The organism is Flagellimonas spongiicola (genome assembly GCF_023502425.1).
Lineage (GTDB): Bacteria > Bacteroidota > Bacteroidia > Flavobacteriales > Flavobacteriaceae > Flagellimonas > Flagellimonas spongiicola.
The window spans coordinates 370217-390380 of sequence record NZ_JAMFMA010000002.1; the positions used below are offsets into that span (position 1 = coordinate 370217).

17 protein-coding genes are annotated in these 20164 nt (G+C 40.3%); 5 read left to right on the forward strand and 12 right to left on the reverse strand.

Annotated elements, in window-relative coordinates; all coding sequences use genetic code 11:
• Positions 1-6: 6 nt before the first annotated feature.
• On the reverse strand, positions 7-2388 hold the full coding sequence (locus M3P19_RS07830) for a GAF domain-containing protein (protein ID WP_249657106.1): 2382 nt from the start codon (positions 2386-2388) through the stop codon (positions 7-9).
• 116 nt (positions 2389-2504) lie between these two features.
• On the opposite strand from M3P19_RS07830, the gene M3P19_RS07835 reads away from it, so the two are divergent.
• Positions 2505-3398, forward strand: coding sequence for a metallophosphoesterase (locus M3P19_RS07835; RefSeq protein ID WP_249657107.1), 894 nt, complete (start codon positions 2505-2507; stop codon positions 3396-3398).
• Between the two features lie 14 nt (positions 3399-3412).
• Here the strand turns inward: M3P19_RS07835 and M3P19_RS07840 are convergent, their stop codons facing one another.
• Positions 3413-4678 (reverse strand): aminotransferase class V-fold PLP-dependent enzyme, encoded by a 1266-nt coding sequence (locus tag M3P19_RS07840; protein ID WP_249657108.1) that lies wholly within the window; start codon positions 4676-4678, stop codon positions 3413-3415.
• A gap of 171 nt (positions 4679-4849) precedes the next feature.
• On the opposite strand from M3P19_RS07840, the gene M3P19_RS07845 reads away from it, so the two are divergent.
• A complete protein-coding gene (locus M3P19_RS07845) occupies positions 4850-5491 on the forward strand; it encodes a hypothetical protein (protein WP_249657109.1) in 642 nt (213 codons plus the stop codon).
• A gap of 16 nt (positions 5492-5507) precedes the next feature.
• On the opposite strand, the gene M3P19_RS07850 is transcribed toward M3P19_RS07845, so the two are convergent.
• A complete protein-coding gene (locus M3P19_RS07850) occupies positions 5508-7688 on the reverse strand; it encodes an acylase (protein ID WP_249657110.1) in 2181 nt (726 codons plus the stop codon).
• Positions 7689-7853: 165 nt separating this feature from the next.
• Between M3P19_RS07850 and M3P19_RS07855 the strand changes: the two genes are divergently transcribed.
• Positions 7854-9590 (forward strand): ABC transporter ATP-binding protein, encoded by a 1737-nt coding sequence (locus M3P19_RS07855; protein WP_249657828.1) that lies wholly within the window; start codon positions 7854-7856, stop codon positions 9588-9590.
• 42 nt (positions 9591-9632) lie between these two features.
• Here M3P19_RS07855 and M3P19_RS07860 read toward each other — a convergent pair whose 3' ends face one another.
• The 7 genes from M3P19_RS07860 to trmB form a co-directional block, all read right to left on the reverse strand.
• Positions 9633-9965 (reverse strand): 2Fe-2S iron-sulfur cluster-binding family protein, encoded by a 333-nt coding sequence (locus M3P19_RS07860; RefSeq protein WP_249657111.1) that lies wholly within the window; start codon positions 9963-9965, stop codon positions 9633-9635.
• A gap of 2 nt (positions 9966-9967) precedes the next feature.
• Positions 9968-11026, reverse strand: coding sequence for an NAD(P)/FAD-dependent oxidoreductase (locus M3P19_RS07865; RefSeq protein ID WP_249657112.1), 1059 nt, complete (start codon positions 11024-11026; stop codon positions 9968-9970).
• Positions 11027-11097: 71 nt separating this feature from the next.
• Positions 11098-11337, reverse strand: a complete 240-nt coding sequence (locus tag M3P19_RS07870) for a NifU family protein (RefSeq protein WP_249657113.1) — start codon at positions 11335-11337, stop codon at positions 11098-11100.
• Positions 11338-11339: 2 nt separating this feature from the next.
• Entirely contained in the window at positions 11340-12479 is a 1140-nt protein-coding gene (locus M3P19_RS07875; RefSeq protein WP_249657114.1) for an Mrp/NBP35 family ATP-binding protein, read from the reverse strand.
• A gap of 151 nt (positions 12480-12630) precedes the next feature.
• Positions 12631-12957, reverse strand: coding sequence for an MGMT family protein (locus M3P19_RS07880; protein WP_249657115.1), 327 nt, complete (start codon positions 12955-12957; stop codon positions 12631-12633).
• A complete protein-coding gene (locus M3P19_RS07885; protein WP_249657116.1) occupies positions 12958-13587 on the reverse strand; it encodes a LysE family transporter in 630 nt (209 codons plus the stop codon).
• 3 nt (positions 13588-13590) lie between these two features.
• Positions 13591-14259 carry a tRNA (guanosine(46)-N7)-methyltransferase TrmB gene (gene trmB / locus M3P19_RS07890; protein WP_249657117.1) on the reverse strand — a complete coding sequence of 223 codons (669 nt, stop codon included), beginning with the start codon at positions 14257-14259 and terminating at the stop codon, positions 13591-13593.
• 80 nt (positions 14260-14339) lie between these two features.
• Here trmB and M3P19_RS07895 point away from each other — a divergent pair, with 80 nt between their 5' ends.
• Entirely contained in the window at positions 14340-15452 is a 1113-nt protein-coding gene (locus M3P19_RS07895; RefSeq protein WP_249657829.1) for a glycosyltransferase, read from the forward strand.
• Here M3P19_RS07895 and M3P19_RS07900 read toward each other — a convergent pair.
• Both M3P19_RS07900 and M3P19_RS07905 read right to left on the reverse strand, forming a co-directional pair.
• Positions 15377-16432: a sensor histidine kinase gene (locus M3P19_RS07900; protein ID WP_249657118.1), complete on the reverse strand. Its 1056-nt coding sequence runs from the start codon at positions 16430-16432 to the stop codon at positions 15377-15379. The genes M3P19_RS07895 and M3P19_RS07900 overlap by 76 nt on opposite strands.
• Positions 16432-17118: a response regulator transcription factor gene (locus tag M3P19_RS07905; RefSeq protein WP_249657119.1), complete on the reverse strand. Its 687-nt coding sequence runs from the start codon at positions 17116-17118 to the stop codon at positions 16432-16434. Before M3P19_RS07905 ends, M3P19_RS07900 begins: the two co-directional genes overlap by 1 nt.
• Positions 17119-17300: 182 nt before the next feature.
• Here M3P19_RS07905 and M3P19_RS07910 point away from each other — a divergent pair, with 182 nt between their 5' ends.
• Positions 17301-20159, forward strand: coding sequence for a TonB-dependent receptor (locus tag M3P19_RS07910; protein WP_249657120.1), 2859 nt, complete (start codon positions 17301-17303; stop codon positions 20157-20159).
• The last annotated feature ends 5 nt before the right edge of the window (positions 20160-20164 follow it).

Genomic DNA, 20164 nt, shown 5'->3' on the forward strand with positions numbered 1-20164 from the left:
TTTACATTAGGATTTCAATTCTTCCATAAGGTCCTCATAGGTGTACGTCCTTTCGGATTTGGTGTCCTTATCACCCGTATAGAGAATTTCAGCACGAATAGCCTTTAAGCCTGTTACACCTTGCAAACCTTCCAACTCCACAATTTCTATGTTGTTCGTAAAGTACCCCTTGGCTTTCAGGAATTTGATGTACCTCATATACTCTTTCTCATCCTTACGTTGGCTATAAACAATGGCCAGTTTGCCTTTTTGGGTAAGGCGCTCATTGGTGCCTTTGATGTATGATTTATCAATACGTTTCTTGATGATCTCATAGCGCGCATTGTAAGTGCCATCCACATCAAAGCGTTTCTCGTCCATCCTAAAACGAATGGCCAACGAAGTACTGTATACCAAAATCAAGGAAGCCACATCCAGTTTTACCGGAAGTTTCGGTTTTAGTGCATAGTACTTGTTTTCCATATCGCACATTACCTGAAGCTGCCACAATCTTAAATTGCTTAAGTACAGTTCATCAAATTTCCTGTCATTGGCTATAGAACTACCGATGTACATATTGTGTTCGACGCCATCAGTCTTGTAACGCTCAAAATAATGAGGGAACATTTCTTGGGCTTCCAACTGTTTCTTATCCAGAAGTGCGGCAAGTTCCATATTGGCTTCCATCACACTATCGTCATAATTTCTACGATGGTCATAGTAAGACTCCGTCTCTGGATCTATATCAGCTTCATATTGCGTGATAAACGGAGCAACTTTGGCATCCGTTTCCTTTAAATGTTTGAAGACGGGATTGACCTCTTCCTTGACAAAATCGAATATGGCTTGTTCCGTATGTGTATACAAAGCTTCCTTAACTTCATCCAAATACGTATTTACACGAAACATCAATTCTTCATAAATCGGAAGCTTGTGGGCTTTGAAAGCCACATCCAAGACCGTGTTGATTTCAGAAAGTTGAATCATCAAGTCTTTTTGGATAGAAAGATTTCGCTCTTTGGAAGATTCTTTAATATCCACTTGGCCATAAAGCGGATATACATCTTTAAATACGATTTCCTTGAACACTGCTTGGTTGCCGACCAGTTCATCTGCCATGAATCGTTTGGCCTCCTCTTGGAATTTCCAATATACGGAGGAATGCACTGTGGTACATTCGTGCTGTATTATCGCATCCACTAAATTCTCTTCCTCCTCAATAGATCGTATAACCGCAGAAACAATGAATGGCATTACATCATCCAACTTGTTGGCATTTACACTATTAAGCTCATTGACCGTGTTTGAAACCAACTCCAGCACACCCAACAACACACCATCATCTGTAATTGGTGCTAAAATGGCACTTTTGATGCCTTGCCTGTGCAGGTTTTCATAAGGCTGACCTCCTTCAGAAATCTTAAAGATCTTTTCAACATTAGGAATAGCGAAATATGTACTCATCTCACCAAGTAATTTGCCCTTGGAATATTCGCACAAGAGACTATCACAAGATTCCATATCCTTTCCTTTAAGGATATAACTTTCTATTCCCTTACCGTAAATCTTAAGAAATCTATTGGTTTTGGAGTCGTATCCTGTGAAACCAACATTGATGGTTTTTAAATTGAACAGTGACCTGAATGTATCCTGGAAATTGTCCATGAAATCTTCATTGCCCCGCTTATTGTTCCCAATCAATGTGGATTTAATATTAGAAATGGACTGTTCGGCGGTAACATCGAACATATTGGCAATAACAAACCCTTTGGATATGAAACTGTGTGGCGGAATCTTTTCCTTCCACAATTCAATATCATCAAAATTGGCGAGTAGTTCATCTACATCCGATTGGGTAAGTTCCTTGGCATTTTCCGTAGGACTTATTTCCATAAAATCGGCATTGTAAAGGATTCTATAATGGCGCATAACCCCGTTTGCATCTGGAATATCGAAGAACAGAGGTCTTCTAAAATCCATTTTAAAGCCATAGTAAAACCCTAGGACCACGGTACATTTCATTATATAGTTGAGGTCCTTTGGCAGATTACGTATTTCCAATTCAAAACCATCGCCGGCCTCACTCAATATTTTCTTGAACCTATCCGAGGAATTGAAAATATTATTTTCAAAAGGAGTAGTAGCTGCTTTTATTTCGTTATTGGTAAGCATTGGTGCAAAGGTGTCTGTAAGAATCAACTCTATCAGTTCCTTGTGCTTTTCCAATAGTGCCACATCATTGAAACCTTCCCTTAATTCTGGGTAAGGGGCCTGCGCCTCCAATATGTATTTAGCCCTATCAGCCAAAAACTTGTTCTTGCTTTTCAGCTGCTCGTCATAATGCTCCAATAGCTTATTAAAGCTAACCAATTGAAGCATTGGGCCATCATCGTTGTAGTTCTGCTTCATATGCCTATTTAGTCGAGTTTTAGCAGGTAAAGTTACAAAAAGAAAAAATGCCCCTTTGTTAAGGGAATCTTTATGCTATTGTTCACATTTTTAGGATATTTAGGAAAATTTGATCCATGTCCTCAAGAAGAAGGCTAGATAGAGCATATAAAAGTGCCAAGACAATCCCGTTCGATGATACCTCCAAGTTCATCTTTTTTAGTGATTGTCATAGAGGGGACAACAGTTTTGCGGATGATTTCGCCAATAATCGGAACATCTATTTTCATGCATTGAACCATTATTATCGCAATGGATTTCAGTATTGCGAATTAGGTGATGGGGACGAGCTTTGGGAAAATCTCCATTTTGAATCCATTTTTGAAGCCCATAAAAATGTGTATCAGTTGCTGCGTCAGTTCCACATGGAAAACCGCTTGCATATGGTTTGGGGCAATCACGATATGGTCTATCGCAATAAATGGTATGTAGATAAACATTTATCCAGCTATTTTGAACCCATTGACGATTCCGACAAGGAGTTATTTGAAGGAATCACCTATCATGAAGCCTTATTGTTACAACATCGTGAAACGCAACAGGAATTATTCTGTACTCATGGCCATCAAGCAGATTGGTGGAACTACAATTTCTGGCGAATAGGTCGTTTTTTGGTACGTATACTCTGGAAACCCTTGCAGGTTGTTGGAATTGCCGACCCAACAAGTCCGGCTAAAAATTACAAGGAACTGATCCGAATTGAAAAAAGGATTAAGAAATGGATTTTGGAGAATGATCTCAGAATCACCATTGCCGGACACACGCACAGACCTAGATTTCCGGAACCAGGTCAAATTCCGTTTTTCAACGATGGAAGTTGTGTACACCCACGAAGCATTACAGGCATTGAACTTGAGAATGGGGAATTGTCACTAATCAAATGGCAGATTGCCACAAAACCTGATGGCACACTACAAATCGTAAGAGTCCTGCTGGAAGGACCTGAAAAATTGGTGGATTATATTGATTAAACCATCCACTTGATTTACGCTCTTTGCGCTAGGGTTTTCATAGCTTCCACAAATACATCCAAGTCTTTAGTGGTTGTATAAATGTTCGGTGTAATTCTGCATCCATGTACGTTGGCACCGTCAATGGCCACAGTCCAAACTTTGAATTCATCCAACAAGGTTTTGGCCAAGTCTGCAGGTTTCATATTTTCCAGGCCAACATTTGCGATACCACACGAACGATGTGCTTGCTCAGGCGTGTTCACCACTATTTTGGGATACCCTCGTAGCTTATCACTCCAATATCTTTGGAGGTAGTGCAAACGCTCCTCCTTTCTTTGGATGCCTATTTGTTCTAGATAATCAAGGGCTGCATCAATGGCAAGGTAAATATGCACTGGATTGGTACCTGTATGCCCTAAACGAAGAATATCATCAGGCTTACGATTGTATTCGGAGAGTAACGGCCAGATTTTACCCACATGCTTCGGCGCGACATACAACAAGCCCACTCCTAGTGGTGCATTTAGCCATTTGTGTAAGCTGGAGCCATAATAATCACAGTCCAAATCCGAAATATCAACATCGATATGACCAACGGCATGAGCACCATCTACCAAGACCTCAACGCCATGCTTGTGTGCCATGGCACAAATCTTTTTTATGGGTAGAATCTGTCCAGTGATATTGATCATATGGCAGACCATTAGTAATTTGGTCTTAGCCGTAATTTGAGATTCATAAAGTTCTACAAGTTCATCATCCGTTTTGGGATTATTCGGTACTGAAACCTCCTTGCAAACTATACCGTAGCGATCGCGAACCATATAAAAATGGTCTCGCATTGCCCCATAATCCTGTAATGCAAAAACTGCTTCATCACCCTTTTTCCAAGGAAAACCACCAATGATCATATCCAACGATTCAGTAGTATTTCTGGTAATCAACAAGGATTTTGGGTCGCAACTCACAAAATTGGCCAATCTGCTTGTCACTTTTTCCTTGTTATCCCATTGTACGGTTCGCATATAATACGAACCTTCATAGTTTACCATGTTAGTGAGCTCATGGAGTTTACTAAGCGTTGGTCTTGGAATTATACAGTAATACCCATTTTCCAGATTGATGTAATCAGGTTTCAGGTCAAAATCTTGACGGATACGATTCCAAAAATCTTCACCGTATCCCTTTGGATATTCTAAAGCATTCGAATCAAAATCCTTATTTCCGGCATATAGCGGAGCAACAGATGTGGCCATTGCCGCCATTCCTATATGCTTTAAAAATTGCCTTTTCTTCATGGTTTGGTTATTAAACAACTGACTAACAAATGCCAATCGATTCAATTTACGACTTTTAGGAGTTAAAGTAAAAGGCAACTATTCATCGAATAATTTGTTATTTAACGTCTCTTTATCAGGTTGATGGCAAGGTATTTGTTAACTTTAATTAACGCTATCGACCAAGTTGCTATGAAAAAACTGGTTTTAATTTTCTTGTTTACCGCTTTTGGGTTTGGCCATATTTTGGCTCAAGGTGATATTCCCACAACCAAGCCGTTGAAAATCGGCGAGCGTAATAATTTGGATATTTTACCCAGTAACCAAGGTACTTCCCTACGCATTCCATCCGTTTTAGATGAATCTTTGACCTCCAAAAATGACAAACCTGGTGTGAAGATGCTTCCTGACCGCGAATTACTGCAAGCTGGATACAATCTCAAGATCGATCCTAAAGTAGGTGAAAAGGAAAAGAAAGGTTCCAAGGAACATTTTGGCGACCAGTACTTGGGTGATGTAAAAACCAAAGCAAAGTTTATCGGTATCGTTTGTAGGGATCATGAATATGTAGATGGTGATAGAGTCCGAATCTACTTGAACGGGGAGGTTATTGAACCCAATATTCTACTGGCCGGAAACTTTAAAGGTGTAAATATTGATTTAATAGAAGGCTTCAATCGTTTGGACTTTGAAGCACTCAACCAAGGATCTTCTGGACCTAATACCGCCCAAGTAGTCGTTGCCGACGAAAAAGGTGAAGTAATTCACAATAACAAGTGGAACCTTTCAACAGGTTCTAAAGCCAGTCTAATTGTGATTAAAGAAGCGGAGTAGTCGCTTCCACCATCCCTTATCTTTTTCCTGGTTGGTAGGTTTCAACTGCACGCTTTAACACATCTTCCTTATAGTAAGCCGCATCTTTGAACATCTGGTCTGCGTAGCGCTGTGTTTGATCATCAAAATGTGGGGATTCCGGGTCACCACTTTGCCCTCCAGCTAACATGGTTTTCGCCTTTACCTTTTCGCCAAACTCAACTAGGGCTACAAAGCTATTTCCTCTTGTGCCATAGATTTTCTTGGTGTTATTGTTGTAACGAGCACCGTAGGCAGCCAAAGCACCCCATCTCCCGCTAGCAAAACCAATTGGAATACTAGGTTTGGCATCATCAAAAGGTTGTGTTATGTCTCCATTTAATCGTTGGTATCGATTTACTTCGCCCCATGGTGTGTCCCAAGTTCCAAAATCACGATTTAAGTTCGCAATGGTCTCTTCAAACAATGCTAATTTCTCATCATCTGAAGAATCGCTTCCCCAATATTCTACCAGTTGCATGGCGTACATTCCCTCGGGTCTTTGCGCTTTTTTATAGCATAAGGTGCCGTAATAATGTGCCAAGGTCATCGCAACTGATTCCTTTGACGTTTTGAAATCCCACCCCTTCAAAGATTGGATTGGTCCTTTTAAATCCGGTTTTGGGTTAGCTTCATATGCTTTTACCAGACCTGGAATCAAGGCTTTAAAGGCTGGTAAATATGGGTCATGGGCCAATGTTATCAAATTATCCAATGTATAGTTTTCTCTTCCAGTCAACAATTCAATCGCATGTACGCCTCTAAAATTTTCTTGGTCCCTGGACATATAACGTGGATAATCTTCCCGCTGTGGACTGTTTTCCAGAGCTGCGGTGTACGGTGTGGAATTACAATTCTGAATCCAACCGTTGGATGGATTCAATACCAATATATTTTCATCAACAGTATGCAATCCCTTCCAATCCGTATTTGGGTCACTTCCATCTACAGGCTTTGTGAAATCATAAATCGTATCTCGTTTTGGAATATAATTCCCATGGAAATAAGCTATGTTTCCTTCCGCATCCGCATATACCGTATTGTTACTGGAATTGGTTCGTATATCCATCATATTTCGAAAGCCTTCATATCGGTTTTGTTTGGTTCGGATATACGATTGTTCCAAGGCTTTAACAGGTTCCCACATCATTGCAGATGCAGTCCACTGACCATTTACCGCATGCGTAATAGGACCATGATGTGTACGGTACATTGGAAATGTTTTTTCCCTTAATTCCTCTCCATCCTTAAATTTTAAACTTACCTCCATTTTATCCACCGGACGCAATTCCTCGCCATATTGGTAGAATAAGTTTCCGTCATTTTGAACTATGGTTTCCACAAATTCATCCATCACATCAGTGTAGGTCGATGTATGCATCCACCCAGTTTTTTCATTGAATCCCTGATAGACAAAAAACTGTCCCCAAGTAACGGCGCCGTAGGCATTCAATCCTTCTTCGCTTACTACATGCACTTCACCCCTAAAATAAAATGAAGTATGGGGATTGATTAACAGCATTGCATTGCCGGATTCGGTCAATTCTCCAGAAATGGCAATTCCATTGGAACCTTGTGGTTCGGCCATTTCAGCATTTTTTTCGAGTTGTTTCAATTGCATTTCAGGAAGTTCCAATCCACCATCATAAAAAGCCTTTATCTTTTCAATTGAGATTCGTTCGATATCACCACCAATAGAGCCCTCACTAAAATACATAGGCATCCAGGGTTCAAAATGGGTTATTAATCTCGGCTTTACCTCAGGATGTGTATGTAAATAGTAGTTGATTCCGTCAGCAAAGGCATTGCATAGTTCTTTTAACCAATCAGGACTTTTTTCATAGTTTGCTATGGCTTCTTCCTTTGTCATAAAAAGCTGCGCCCTTAAGTCACTATAAATAGCTTCTTCACCTTCCACTTCTGCCAACCGCCCAGTTGCCCAAATGTAATTTTGTTCTACACGGTTAAAGTCGTCTTCGCATTGCGCATAAAGCAACCCAAAAACGGCATCGGCGTCAGATTTACCATAAATATGAGGTACCCCAAAATCATCACGAATTATAGTTACATTCTCAGCCTGAGACTCCCAAGCCAAAATCTCGTCGGACTTTTTTTCAGTGCATGCTAGTACCAAAGCAAGGCTTAAAGCAATAGGTAGTTTATTGAAGATAGCTTTCATTTATCCAGATGTTGATGTAGCATTCTTTTAATCAAATTGCTACGCATTGAAACATCTAAATATACCATTTGTTGGACGGGAATTGAAAGTTCCTTCGGCACTTTTTCAAAAGCCAATGAACCTTTTGGTTTTTGGAGTAACTTGCATCTTCCTTTTACATTGAATATGCCCGATAAAAAAGTAAGTATACTCACCGCATTCAAAACCATTATTTGGCCTAAACGAAATTTGGTTTTTATTGGATTGCTATTGATAGCATTAAGTAAAGCCGCAAGTTTTGTCGCGCCAATTGCCTCCAAATACCTAATTGATGATGTAATCGTGAACAAGGACCTTACCATGTTGAAATATCTGGTTGCCAGTGTAATGCTGGCCATTTTGGTTCAGGCGGTTACTTCTTTTTTATTGACTCGGATTTTGAGTGTCCAAGCACAATATTTGATAAGTGAATTGCGCGCACAGGTTCAAAAAAAGGTATTGGCCTTACCCATTAGGTTTTTTGACAACACCAAATCAGGAGCGTTGGTGTCCAGAATAATGACTGACGTGGAAGGCGTTCGCAATCTGGTGGGAACAGGTTTGGTGCAACTCGTGGGTGGTGTTATTACTGCTGTGGTTTCTTTGATACTATTATTGGACATCGATGTTTACATGACGCTCTTCACCTTCATCCCGTTGATCATTTTCGCAATTATCGCATTAAAGGCATTCAAAATCATACGTCCAATATTCAGGGATCGTGGGAAGCTAAATGCAGAAGTAAAAGGAAGGCTTACCGAAACCTTGGGTGGTATCCGTGTCATTAAAGGATTTAATGCGGAAACACAGGAACAACAGGTATTTGAAGCTGGGGTAGACAAATTGTATCAAAACGTCAAAAAGAGTTTAACCACCACCGCTTTTATGACCAGTTCATCAACATTCCTATTAGGTGTTGCAACAACTAGTGTTATGGGATTTGGTGGCTATAAAATCATACAAGCTGAATTAACCGTTGGCGAGTTTGTGGAATTCACGGTATTACTTGGTTTAATGATAGCACCAATTGTACAAATGAGCAATATTGGCAGCCAATTGACAGAGGCTTTGGCAGGGTTGGACCGTACAGAGGAATTGATGAATATGGAAGAAGAATCCCGAATTGGGGAACGCAATATCGTATTGTCCAACATAATTGGAAAAATGCACTTCAGAAACGTGTCCTTCGCTTACGAAGAGGACAAGGAGGTATTACACAATATTTCGTTTGATGTAAAACCGGGACAAGTAATTGCCTTGGTAGGAAGCTCAGGTTCAGGTAAATCCACTATTGCCGGTTTGGCAGCCAGTTTTTTAACCCCGGATAGTGGTAAAATCACCATTGACAATCAAGATCTTTCAAAAGTTGATTTAACCAGTTTTAGAAAGAATCTGGGCGTAGTTCTTCAAGACGATTTTCTTTTTGAAGGCACTATCCGAGAGAATATCCTATTCCCAAGACCAGAGGCATCAGAGGCCCATTTGCAAAAAGCCATAAAGGCCGCTTATGTAGATGAATTCACCGATAGGTTTGATGAAGGATTGGATACCCTGATTGGAGAGCGGGGCGTGAAACTTTCCGGAGGACAACGTCAGCGTATTGCTATTGCGCGTGCTGTTCTTGCCGATCCAAAAATCCTGATATTGGATGAAGCTACTTCTAGCTTGGACACTGAATCTGAAGCTTTGATTCAAAAAAGTCTTGCAGAACTTACCAAGGGAAGAACCACTTTTGTAATTGCCCACAGATTGAGTACCATTAGAAAAGCAGATCAGATATTGGTCATAGAAAATGGCCATATCAAAGAGCAAGGTACCCACGATGAATTAATAGCGGCCGAAGGAAGGTATTATAACCTCTTTACCTATCAAGCTCGAATTTAAAAAAATGATGTACGTTGGATACGACTGCTCCAACGAATCCGATTATCCCTCTTCTGGAGCCAATTCCACTTCCAATCCTTCCAATTCTGGAGTGATATGGAGCTGGCAACCCAAGCGACTATTGTCTTCCACAAAAAATGCTTCGGCCAACATGGCTTCTTCATCATCTGACTTTTCTGGAAGATCATGATCTGACTTTACATAACATTGACAAGAAGCACACATGGCCATCCCGCCGCAAATACCAATGGTTCCTTCAGGTGCCAGTTCGTAAGAACGAACCACCTCCATAAGGTTCATGTTCATATCAGTAGGTGCGTCCACTTCATGTAGTACGCCATCCCTATCGGTTATTTTTATCTTGATGTCAGACATTACTATTCAATACTTTTTACTACAGCTTTGGGTGCCTCTTTTTTACTTCCATCAAATCCTGTAACACCACCAACGGTAGTATATTTCATGACATATTTTTTATCCGGATAGATCCTCTGGTAGGCACTCTGGCACATTAAGGTTGCCTCATGGAAACCACAAAGAATCAACTTCAATTTGCCTGGATAGGTATTAACATCGCCAATGGCATACACGCCAGGAATATTTGTTTGATAATCTAACGTATTATCAACTTTGATGGCATTTTTTTCAATTTCCAAGCCCCAGTCCGCAATTGGGCCCAATTTAGGGGAAAGCCCAAAAAGAGGTATGAAATTATCCACTTCCAGTTCAATTTCTTCGGAATTGTCGGTTTTTCTAACAATTACTTTCTCTAAACGATCTGTACCAACCAGCTGTTTTACTTCAGCAGGGGTAATCAAATTGATTTTGCCCTCATTTTTCAATTGTTGTACTTTTTCAACAGAATCCAAGGCGCCCCGGAATTCATTTCTACGGTGCACCAATGTCACTTCAGATGCCACATCAGACAAGAAAATGGACCAATCCAGCGCAGAATCACCACCACCTGCAATCACTACTTTTTTATCCCGATAAACTTCTGGCTCCTTAATGATGTATGCAACTCCCTTATCTTCAAATTGTGCGAGGTTTTCCAATTGAGGTTTCCGCGGCTCAAAACTTCCCAAACCACCAGCAATGGCTACAATAGGTGCATGGTGCTTTGTTCCTTTATTTGTTGTCACTATAAAGGTACCATCCTCCAATTTTTCAATGGTATCAGCACGTTCTCCCAAAGTAAAACCGGGTTGGAACGGCGCTATCTGTTCCATAAGGTTATCCACCAATTTCCCTGCCAGCACTTCTGGAAAGCCTGGGATATCATAAATGGGTTTTTTAGGGTAGATTTCCGCACATTGCCCACCTGGTTGGGGCAAAGCATCGATTAAATGGCATTTTAATTGCAACAATCCGGCTTCAAAAACGGCAAAAAGCCCTGTAGGTCCGGAACCAATAATCAGAATATCGGTTTTAATCATTTAATAGAGGTATTTTGGATTTTTGGGCAACTTAAGATTTGTGATCCTTTGGAAAAATGACTTCTATCAGATTAAGCTACATTTACGACCTCTTCTATCTGTGGTGCATACTTTTTGATCGTCATTTCCACACCACTTTTCAAGGTCATTTGGTTCACACTACAGCCAACGCAATTGCCTTCCAATTTCACTTTTACCGAACTATCATTGTCTATTGAAATCAATGAAATATCTCCTCCATCGCTTTGTAGAAACGGTCTAATCTCTTCCAATGCCTTCTCTACGTTGCTTCTAATTTCTTCTGATGTCATGCCTATTTCTTTTTAACGGCAGCACAACCTGCCATGGTGGTAATTTTAATCGCCTCAGTAGGAGGTAAATCCGTGTTTCTGCGAACCAGTTCCTGAACCACATTTTTGGTCAATTCCTCAAAAGCTGTTTCTGTTGGAGTTGCGGTCTGCATTGCTGCTGGTCTTCCCACATCACCTGCTTCCCGTATGCTTTGTACTAAAGGAATCTCTCCAAGGAATGGTACCTCCAAATCCTCTGCCAGGTTTTTGGCCCCATCCTTACCAAAGATATGGTATTTGTTGTTAGGTAACTCTTCTGGAGTAAAGTAGGCCATATTTTCAACAATGCCCAGTACAGGAACATTTATGGCTTCTTGATTGAACATGGCAACTCCTTTTCTGGCATCGGCCAAGGCAATTTCCTGAGGCGTACTTACAACCACTGCTCCGGTTACCGGCAACGATTGCATAATGCTCAAATGTATATCCCCAGTTCCAGGTGGCAGATCCAACAACAAAAAGTCCAATTCACCCCAATGTGCATCAAAAATCATTTGGTTCAAAGCTTTAGAAGCCATTGGCCCTCTCCAGATCACTGCCTGATTGGGTTGTGTGAAAAATCCGATTGAGAGAATTTTAACCCCATAATTTTCGATGGGCTTCATTTTATTCTTCCCGTCAATATTCACGGACAATGGTTTTTCCAAGGCTACATCAAACATAATGGGCATGGATGGCCCATAAATGTCCGTATCCAATAAACCTACTTTAAAACCCATTTTTGCCAAAGTAACGGCTAGATTGGCAGTAACCGTGGACTTGCCAACTCCGCCTTTACCGGAAGCTACGGCAATAATGTTCTGAATTCCTGGAATCGGATTCCCTTTTATTTGATTCACCTTTGGTTTTGCAGGAGCATCAACCTTAAGATTGATTTTAATCTTCGCCTTTTCATAAACCTCACTATGGATAATTTTCAAGATTTCCACCTCGGTTTTTTTTCGGGCCTGAAGACTTGGGTTTTTGATGGTCACATCCACTTCTACCTCATCTCCAAATACCTGCACATTGGTCACTGCTCCGCTCTCCACCAAATTTTGTCCTTCTCCTGGTGCGGAAATCAATTCCAATGCTTTTATGATGTCTGCTTTTTTCAGCTTCATTTATCTTATTTTGCTAGCAGTCGCTTAAACTGATTCTAAATTACAAAGATAGTCCATGCTGCTTAGAATAAGAAGTTTGGGCATTGAAAATGAACATGGTTAAATAGCCTATTACTATTGCTTAAAAGCCCTACAATTAAACTTGTTTAAGCTAATCCAGCTCCTTGACTGGGTCCCAAAAGTGTTTCTGAAAATCCACTATTTGGTTGTCTTGGACTTTGACACCTTCATTTTCGAGTAATTGCTGCATGAGATTGGTTCCGTCAAAGTGTTGTTTTCCTGTTAGCACTCCAACTCTATTTACCACTCGATGAGCTGGCACATCCTTAATTCCGGAATTATTCAAAGCCCAACCGACCATTCTAGCGCTACGGGCCGCACCAAGGTATTTTGCAATAGCACCATACGAGGTTACCCTGCCATAAGGAATTTGGCGAGCGACCTCATAAACTTTATCAAAAAAATTGGCTTCCTGCATTTACTGATAAAAAATTCGAAATAAAGTTATAACCAATAACACTAGCATCAAGGCACTCAAGATATAATTGGAATTTCTTGAAAACCGGTTCGTCTTACGCTCTAGTTTATTGAAATAGAAGGTGTAAAGATAGAGTACGGAGAATGTGCCTGTTCCGGCTGCAAGGATGAATGTAACAATATCCGCGGCTTCAAATTTAATCCAACCGGCTTCGTTCCACATGGCATTTAAACCACTGTAGTAGGGTATGGTCAACAGATTCAAAGCGGCCAATAACACCCCTTTAAAAAAGCTATTTTTCTTACTAAGATTCACATCCGTAATCGGCTTTTCCTTATTTCGTTTGGCAATCACAAAGAAGTAAACGGCAAAAAACGCAAATACCAGAATCGCTGCTTTTAGCAGCATATCAATCACATCTGGATTGCGATACAGAAATTTGGATATCAATACTGCAATGTAGGCTTGGAGCATGATCATGGAGGACACGCCCAAACTAAAAATAACTCCGTTGAGCTTTCCTTTTTCCACGCTGGTCTTAGCTGCGTTCATATTCAATAAACCTGGCGGAACCGTGGCCATAAATGCAGCCGAGAAGGTGGCAAAAAAAAGTATTAGGATATGCGTCATTGGTTAGTTGATCCTGAACTGGATGTAGGTTATTGGTTTTCCTTTTTCAAGATACTGATTTTCGTAGAAAGTCTGGATTTCCAAAACTTCCTCAGGACTACCAGCGTTTTTGTAAACATCGTGGTTTGAATAAACAATTTCATGCCCTAAACCTTGAAGCAAGCCAAGGGTGTATCCGTGCATAAATTCACTGTCCGTCTTTAGATTCATAAGTCCTCCCGGTTTTAATATCTTGTTGTACTTGGATAGAAAATCCGGGTTGGTCATTCGGTGTTTTGTTCGCTTATATTTAATTTGAGGGTCGGGAAATGTGATCCATATCTCGTCCACTTCGTTGGCATCGAACAATTGATCTACCAATTCTATTTGGGTGCGCAAAAAGGCTACATTACCAAGGTCTTCTTCCACGGCTGTTTTGGCACCACGCCAAAATCGTGCTCCTTTGATATCAATTCCAATGTGGTTTTTATCGGCATTACGTTTAGCAAGACCAACTGTATATTCCCCTTTTCCACAACCTAATTCTAAGACAATAGGGTTTTCGTTGTTGAAAAACGAACGCCAATTCCCCTTCAATTCAAAGCCTTCCAATATCTCCTCACGCGTAGGTTGGATTACATTTGAAAAACCTTCGTTCTCCTTAAATCGCTTTAGTTTATTCTTACTTCCCACAATCGAAAATGTGCAAAATTTAATGTTTTGGCAAAACTAAGGAAATCCCCTTGCAAATTATGTTCAGTTCTTTTGCATTTATGGAAACTTCCAAACGAATTCTAGTAGCACCATTGAATTGGGGACTGGGACACGCAACACGATGTATACCAATTATCAAAGCGTTAGTGGAGGCGGGTCACCAGCCTTATATTGCTTCAGATGGTGTGGCATTGGCCTTATTGCAAAAGGAATTTCCCAATCTTCCTTCCTTTGAACTCCCCTCTTACAAAATCACTTATGCCGAAAAAGGAAAGAACTTCAAAATCAAGATGATTTGGGATTCACCAAAGGTGGTCAAGGCCATGGCAAATGAAAAAAAGGCGGTAAAAAAACTGCTAAAAGAGCATCAATTGGAAGGCATAATCTCAGATAATAGGCTAGGCGCTTATTCCAAAAAAGTGCCCAGCGTGTTTATCACCCATCAACTAAATGTCTTATCCGGGAACACGACTTGGATGAGTTCCAAAGCCCATCAGAAAATCATAAGGAAATATGACGCTTGCTGGGTACCCGATGTCAAAGGAAAGCCAAATTTGACCGGCAAACTCGGGCATTTAAAAAAGGAGAAATTCACCATTGAATATCTTGGACCGCTAAGTAGATTCGAAAGACAGGAAACCGAATTAATCTATGATTTGATGGTATTACTTTCTGGCCCTGAACCTCAGCGTACATTATTGGAAAATAAGATCTTAGCTGAGCTGAAAGGCTTCTCCGGCAATGTGTTGTTTGTTAAGGGAAAAATCGAAACCGAGCAAACCGTCGAACAACTTAAAACTGATACTGGACGCATTTCGTTGTACAATTTTATGCAATCCCAAGAATTGCAACAGGCTTTAAACAAAAGCAGTAAAGTCCTTTGTCGCTCCGGCTATACGACTGTTATGGATTTGGCCAAACTGGAAAAGAAAGCATTCTTTATCCCTACTCCAGGCCAATATGAACAGGAATATTTGGCAAAAAGACTGCAAAAACAAGGTTTAGTTCCGTTTTGCACGCAAGAGGATTTTAAACTAGAGCAGCTGGAAAGAATAGATGAATATGAAGGCTTGGCCAGATTTGATTTTGTGATGGATTATACCACGCTCTTCGAGGTTTTTTCCAAAGTAAAGGAGAATTCTGAACCTACATCTGCTTCACTTTCAACATAGATTTTCTCGTCATGTGCTTCAATGATGTGCTTAACAATTGAAAGCCCCAAGCCCGAACCTCCTTCTTTCCTACTACCGCTTTGATCCACGCGATAAAAACGTTCGAATAGCCGGGGAATATGTTGTTTGGGAATTCCTTCCCCGTTATCGGTCACTCGGATAATGACTTTGTTTTTTATCAGGTTTTCTACACTAACCTCAGTGGTACCATTAGTATGCCCATATTTAATGGAATTCACCAAAAGATTGGTCACCACCTGCTGTATTTTTTCGCGATCAGCATTCACGTAAATTGGCTGATCATATTCCATGTCAAAAGTGAGCGTAATTTCCTTTTCTGCAGCCTTCATCTCCAGTAGCTCAAATACGTTTTGAACCAATTCAATGATGTCAAACTCTTCGCGCTCCAGTTTTAAACCGCCTACTTCCAATTTAGTGATCAAATCCAAATCACGAACAATATATATTAAGCGCTCCACACCCTTATTTGCGCGATTCAGGTACTTTTCCCTGATTTTTTTATCATGCATGGCCCCATCCAATAGCGTTAATATATAGCCCTGAACGGTAAACAATGGCGTTTTTAATTCGTGGGATACATTCCCCAAAAAGTCTTTTCGGTATTCTTCACGGATTTTAAGGGTATCAATTTCTATTTTCTTGTCCTCTGCAAATTTTTCAATTTCCTGGGTCAAGGTCCGCATATCGGTAGTAACCGGTTTGGAAGAAAAGGAGGAGGATTCAAGTAAGGATACATCGTCGTAGATTTTCTTGATACGTCTATAAATAAAACGTTCTACGCGATATTGCAGCACGGCGAAACATAAGACAAAACAAGCTATGGCGAATACGAATGGTGAAAGCCAATCCAGCTGTGCTTTAAAATACAACAGCGCAATGTAGAGCACCGTAAGAATTGGGGTAATCAGAATAGAAGATCTAAGGGCAAAAGTAAAGGACCTTCTTAATTTTACAGCCATTATAACACAAACTTATAGCCTACGCCCTTTACGGTTTTAAAGTGTTCGTCACCTATTTTACCTCGTAATTTGCGAATGTGCACATCAATTGTTCGGCCTCCTACAACCACTTCATTACCCCATACCTTATCCAAAATCACTTCGCGCTTAAACACTTTGCTGGGTTTGGACGTCAATAAGGATAGCAATTCAAATTCTTTTCGGGGAAGTATAATCTCTTCACCATTATTGATGATTTTATACTCTTCTCGGTTGATGATGATATTGCCTACTTTAACAATATCCTCCGTTTCGACATTCTCTTTTTTAAGTCTTCTCAACAAGGCTTTTACCTTGCTTACCAAGACCTTTGGTTTAATGGGTTTGGTGATATAATCATCAGCACCAGCATCAAAACCGGCAACCTGGGAATAATCCTCCCCACGAGCCGTCAAAAAAGTTATGATCGTGTTTTCAAGGCCAGGGGTATTCCTAATGATCTCACAAGCTTCGATACCATCCATTTCTGGCATCATCACATCCAAAATAATTAAGTGTGGATTTTTCTTTTTGGCTTTTGCCACTGCTTCTACACCATTTTTGGCGGTAAAGACTTCATAGCCCTCGGCAGAAAGGTTATAGCTTACAATTTCCAGAATGTCCGGCTCATCATCTACCAGTAAAATCTTAATGTCCTTGGTTTTCATGAGAAGGTAATTTATAGGGTTGATCACCCAAATGTAAAGATAATACTATAACAGCATAAATGCTTAACGTTCATTTAATCTAATAACATTATTGTAACAGTTTTCAAATAAACACTTAACACGCAAGTAACATCGCTTTTACAGCACAGGTCTTTCTTTGCGCCATCTAGATTTATTACCTAATGAAGTATATTTTATTGATTTTCACACTATTTGTAGGATTGCAAATGAGTGCGCAAGAAACCACGGGGAGCGTCGTGGGTAAATTAACTGACAAAGAATTAAACAATGAACCATTGGCATTTGCCAATGTACTGATCAAAGGAACAACCATGGGGACTACATCTGATTTTGATGGTCTCTATGAAATATCTGGTATTGAACCCGGAACTTATACTGTTGTATTTAGCTATTTGGGTTACGAGACCATTGAAATTCCGAATGTAGAGATCCTTGCGGATAAAGTAACCAATATTGATGTTCCAATGAGCGCTTCTACCGGACTTGCATTGGATGAAGTTGTTGTTACCACTGTTGCAAGAAAAGACTCTGAGGCCGCATTGCTCTTAGATCAAAAAAGAGCAGTTGAAATAAAAACTTCCATTGGTGCCCAGGAATTGGCGCGAAAAGGTGTTGGTGACGTAGCAACGGCAGTATCCAAAGTAACCGGTGTTTCCAAACAAGAAGGTTCTGGTAACGTATTTGTACGTGGTCTTGGTGATCGTTACAACGTAACTACTTTAAATGGTCTTCCTTTGCCTTCCAACGATCCTTCTAGAAAAAATATTGACCTAGGGATTTTTGGGACCAGCATTGTTCAATCCATAGGAATTGATAAAACTTACAGCACCCGAAATTATGGTGATTTTGCAGGTGCTAATATTGACATTATATCCAAAGATTACAATGGTTCCGGTTTTCTGGAAGTAGGGATCCAATCTGGCATTAATACCATAGCCGCTGGTGAAGATTTCTACCTTAATGAAGGACCAAATTATTCTGGATTTTACAATACCAACTCGCCTGAGTTTCCATTGAGCAACTACAACTTCGACACAAGTTGGGATCGTGAAGATGGTGGTTCTCCTACCAATATTGGAGCTTCCCTTAGAGGTGGTGACAGTTTTAACCTAGGGGAAGACACTCGTATTAACTTTTTTGCCACTGGTTCTTTTAGTAACAATTTCCAGTTTAGGGAGGGAATCAATAATGGTGGTGTGAACATTGGTACCGCATTGCCCAATTCCGAATATGACTATGTAAGCTACAGGTATACAACCAATACCACAGCTATGGGTAATATTGGAATTAAACACAAGCAACATAGACTTAAGTATAATTTTCTGTTCCTAAATACTTCTTCCCAAAGACAAGATGAGTTTGAGGGAATTATTGACCGTGAAGATGACGCTCCTGAAGGTGGTGGTTTTATTCAACGAGCCACTTTTACAAGAAACACTTTGTTCGTACATCAATTATTAGGAGAACATAACTTCAGCGAAAAATTTGATGTAAACTGGGGAGCTGCGTACAATTTCTTGGCCAATAGAGTGCCGGATAGAAGACAGAATACAGTTTTACCTGATAACAACAACGACCCTGATGGGCCAAAGTCATTCCGTTTGGTTTCTGCTGCGTCCAGTAACCATAGGTTTTTTCAAGATTTGGATGAAGAAGAAATATCTGCCAATCTTGCGTTCACCTATAAATTCAAGGAGAACGACGATGAAGACTTTGACGGCAAAATCACATTTGGCTATAGCGGAAGACTTAAAGATGTTGAATTCGAAGCTGAACAATTCAACTTCCAAATTTTACTTCGGGATTCCAACAACAACCCAATCGATCAACCCATCGTTGATCCAAGAAATATAGACGCCTACTTCAACCAAGAAAACCTTACAAATGGTTTATACCAGATTAGAACTTTTAGAGGGCCTTTGTCTTTCCCAGGCGCTTTGCAGCCCCAGTTCTATAATGGTAGTCAGGATATTCATGCTGGTTATCTGAACTTGGAATACAAATTCAGTGACAAATTCACTTTGCTTGCCGGTATTCGTGGAGAACAAATCAACCAATCCATTAATTGGAATACGGTAATTCAAGGTGAAGGTAGTAACGAGTTGGACAATTTTGAAGTACTTCCATCTGTATCGTTCAAATATTCGCTTAACGATAAGCAAAACTTAAGATTGGCGGCAAGTAAAACCTACACATTACCGCAATTCAAGGAAAGAGCGCCTTTCTTGTTCCAAGAAGAGGTGAACCAAGATTCCTTTGGTAATCCTAATCTTCAAAGCTCCACGAATTACAACTTTGACCTACGATGGGAATTGTTCCCTTCTTCAAGTGAAGTTGTTTCCTTGACGGCTTTCGGACGATTCATTCAAGACCCTATCAACCAAATTACGGTTGCATCTGCCGCAAACGATATCAGTTGGGCAAATACAGGAGACAATGCTACAGCAATTGGAGCAGAATTGGAAGTAAGAAAAGAGCTGTTTTCTATGGAAAAGGAAACAGCAGATAACATTCTTACCGAAAACCTTACCGTTGGAGCTAACTTTTCATACCTGAACACAAATCAGAAAATAGACCCGGATAAAATCGCCGAGGAAACCACATTTACTGTTAGACCTACGTATACCGAAACAAATTTGAGTGGTGCATCTGACTTTATTGTCAATGCAGACGTAAGCTACTATACCGAATTCAAGGAAGATAGCAACCTACAAGCCACTATGGCATTCAATTATTTCTCTGAAAGAGTATTTGCACTTGGTTCGGAAGGTAGAGGTAATTTAATTGATCGCGGTGTACCAACCTTGGACTTTATTACAAAGTACCAAATCAACAATCACCTTTCACTAGGGCTAAATGCAAAAAACATATTGAACCCAACAGTCGAAAGATATCAGGATGATGCAACTGGTGATATTGACCCAATCTTCATAGAGCGGGGATTACTTGAAGAGGAAGTGGACATTCTTACCTATAAAAAAGGAATAGACCTAAGATTGTCATTGACGTATAGATTTTAAAATTC

Excerpts from the sequence above, each read along its gene's own strand:
- M3P19_RS07895 (WP_249657829.1), top strand. The coding sequence starts at position 14,340 with ATGGAAACTTCCAAACGAATTCTAGTAGCACCATTGAATTGGGGACTG.
- M3P19_RS07860 (WP_249657111.1), bottom strand. The coding sequence starts at position 9,965 with ATGTCTGACATCAAGATAAAAATAACCGATAGGGATGGCGTACTACAT.
- M3P19_RS07865 (WP_249657112.1), bottom strand. The coding sequence starts at position 11,026 with ATGATTAAAACCGATATTCTGATTATTGGTTCCGGACCTACAGGGCTT.
- M3P19_RS07845 (WP_249657109.1), top strand. The coding sequence starts at position 4,850 with ATGAAAAAACTGGTTTTAATTTTCTTGTTTACCGCTTTTGGGTTTGGC.
- M3P19_RS07910 (WP_249657120.1), top strand. The coding sequence starts at position 17,301 with ATGAAGTATATTTTATTGATTTTCACACTATTTGTAGGATTGCAAATG.
- M3P19_RS07870 (WP_249657113.1), bottom strand. The coding sequence starts at position 11,337 with ATGACATCAGAAGAAATTAGAAGCAACGTAGAGAAGGCATTGGAAGAG.
- M3P19_RS07840 (WP_249657108.1), bottom strand. The coding sequence starts at position 4,678 with ATGAAGAAAAGGCAATTTTTAAAGCATATAGGAATGGCGGCAATGGCC.
- M3P19_RS07850 (WP_249657110.1), bottom strand. The coding sequence starts at position 7,688 with ATGAAAGCTATCTTCAATAAACTACCTATTGCTTTAAGCCTTGCTTTG.
- M3P19_RS07880 (WP_249657115.1), bottom strand. The coding sequence starts at position 12,957 with ATGCAGGAAGCCAATTTTTTTGATAAAGTTTATGAGGTCGCTCGCCAA.
- M3P19_RS07905 (WP_249657119.1), bottom strand. The coding sequence starts at position 17,118 with ATGAAAACCAAGGACATTAAGATTTTACTGGTAGATGATGAGCCGGAC.
- M3P19_RS07885 (WP_249657116.1), bottom strand. The coding sequence starts at position 13,587 with ATGACGCATATCCTAATACTTTTTTTTGCCACCTTCTCGGCTGCATTT.
- M3P19_RS07875 (WP_249657114.1), bottom strand. The coding sequence starts at position 12,479 with ATGAAGCTGAAAAAAGCAGACATCATAAAAGCATTGGAATTGATTTCC.
- M3P19_RS07900 (WP_249657118.1), bottom strand. The coding sequence starts at position 16,432 with ATGGCTGTAAAATTAAGAAGGTCCTTTACTTTTGCCCTTAGATCTTCT.
- M3P19_RS07830 (WP_249657106.1), bottom strand. The coding sequence starts at position 2,388 with ATGAAGCAGAACTACAACGATGATGGCCCAATGCTTCAATTGGTTAGC.
- M3P19_RS07855 (WP_249657828.1), top strand. The coding sequence starts at position 7,854 with ATGCCCGATAAAAAAGTAAGTATACTCACCGCATTCAAAACCATTATT.
- M3P19_RS07835 (WP_249657107.1), top strand. The coding sequence starts at position 2,505 with ATGTCCTCAAGAAGAAGGCTAGATAGAGCATATAAAAGTGCCAAGACA.